This window comes from Streptomyces piniterrae, assembly GCF_005048155.1.
Taxonomy (GTDB): Bacteria; Actinomycetota; Actinomycetes; order Streptomycetales; family Streptomycetaceae; genus Streptomyces; species Streptomyces piniterrae.
Map to the genome: position 1 here is coordinate 1 of NZ_SUMB01000026.1, position 1,789 is coordinate 1,789.

The window sequence follows — 1,789 nt, forward strand, 5'->3', positions numbered from 1 at the left end:
TATGGGTTTCACGGACACGCGCTTCAACGTCAATCTGTCGATCCTGTTCACCGAGCTTTCGTTGCTGGAGCGGCCGGCGGCCGCGCGGGCGGCGGGTTTCACGGCGGTGGAGCTGTGGTGGCCGTGGGTGGACGCCCCGGTCCCGGAGGCCTCCGAGCTGGCTGCGCTGCGTGATGCGCTGAACGATGCCGGGGTGCGGCTGGTGGGGCTGAACTTCTACGCGGGCCAGCTTCCGGGTCCCGACCGCGGTGCGCTGTCGGTGCCGGGTGCGGAGTCGGACAAGTTCCGGGCCAACGTCCCGGTGGCGATCGAGTTCGCCACCTCGCTGGGCTGCACCACCTTCAACGCCCTCTACGGCAACCGCGTCGAGGGTGTGGCGGCCGCGGATCAGGATGCGCTGGCGCTGGAGAACCTGACGTTCGCCGCGCGTGCGGTGGGCGAGGTGGGCGGCACGCTGCTGATCGAGGCGCTCAACGCGCCCGAATCACCCAAGTGCCCCATCGTCTCCGCACCCAAGGCCATCGAGATCGTCGATGCGGTCAACGCCGCCACCGGGCTGGGCAACGCCAAGTTCCTGATGGACCTCTACCACCTGTCGATGAACGGCGAGGACCTCGACGAGGTCATCGACCGCTACACCGACAAGACCGCGCACGTCCAGATCGCCGACAACCCCGGCCGCGGCGCCCCCGGCACCGGATCACTGGACTTCACCGCGCTGCTCGACCGCCTCAAGAAGAACGGCTACAGCGGCTGGATCGGCCTCGAATACAAGCCCGGCGACGCCCCCAGCGCCAGCGCCTTCGAATGGCTCCCGGCCCCCCTGCGCGCCGCCACCTCCTGACGCGCCCAGCCCGACGCACCACCTGTTTGTTTGAAAGAGGACTTCCAATGAGCAATCTGCCCAAGATCGCGTGGATCGGTCTCGGCATCATGGGCTCGCCCATGGCCGAGAACCTGATCAAGGCCGGTTACCAGGTCTCCGGCTTCACCCTCGAGCAGGACAAGCTCGACCGGCTCGCCGCCGCCGGCGGCACCGCGGCCGCCTCCATCGCCGAGGCCGTCAAGGACGCCGACGTCGTCATCACCATGGTGCCGGCCTCGCCGCAGGTCGAGGCCATCGCCTACGGGCCCGACGGCATCCTGGACAACGCCAAGTCCGGCGCCCTGCTGATCGACATGTCCTCCATCACCCCGCAGACCAGCATCGACCTGGCCAAGGCCGCCGGCGACAAGGGCATCCGGGTCCTGGACGCCCCCGTCTCCGGCGGTGAGGCCGGCGCCATCGAAGCCGTCCTGTCGATCATGGTCGGCGGCGAACAGACCGACTTCGACGCCGCCCGCCCCATCCTCGAAGCCCTCGGCAAGACCATCGTGCTGTGCGGACCCCACGGCTCGGGCCAGACCGTCAAGGCCGCCAACCAGCTCATCGTCGCCATCAACATCCAGGCCTGCGCCGAAGCCGTCGTCTTCCTGGAGAAGTCCGGCGTCGACCTCCCCGCCGCCCTCGACGTCCTGGGCGGAGGACTCGCCGGCTCCACCGTCCTGACCCGCAAGAAGGACAACTTCAAAAACCGCGACTTCAAGCCCGGCTTCCGCATCGACCTGCACCACAAGGACATGGGCATCGTCACCGACGCCGCCCGCACCGTCGGCGCCGCCCTGCCCGTCGGCGCCGTCGTCGCCGGCCTCGTCGCCTCCCTGCGCGCACAAGGCGACGGCGGCCTCGACCACTCCGCCCTCCTGCGCGGCGTGGAACGCCTCTCCGGAACCACCACCGAAAGCTGAG

2 protein-coding genes are annotated in these 1,789 nt (G+C 69.3%); both read left to right on the forward strand.

Features of this window, described 5'->3' with window-relative positions:
- Position 1 precedes the first annotated feature (1 nt).
- Positions 2-844 (forward strand): TIM barrel protein, encoded by an 843-nt coding sequence (locus tag FCH28_RS37840; RefSeq protein ID WP_136744981.1) that lies wholly within the window; start codon positions 2-4, stop codon positions 842-844.
- Positions 845-891: 47 nt separating this feature from the next.
- Positions 892-1,788 carry a 2-hydroxy-3-oxopropionate reductase gene (locus FCH28_RS37845; RefSeq protein WP_136744982.1) on the forward strand — a complete coding sequence of 299 codons (897 nt, stop codon included), beginning with the start codon at positions 892-894 and terminating at the stop codon, positions 1,786-1,788.
- Position 1,789: the final 1 nt, after the last annotated feature.

Coding starts and splice junctions, on each gene's coding strand:
- FCH28_RS37840 (WP_136744981.1), top strand. CDS start 2: ATGGGTTTCACGGACACGCGCTTCAACGTCAATCTGTCGATCCTGTTC.
- FCH28_RS37845 (WP_136744982.1), top strand. CDS start 892: ATGAGCAATCTGCCCAAGATCGCGTGGATCGGTCTCGGCATCATGGGC.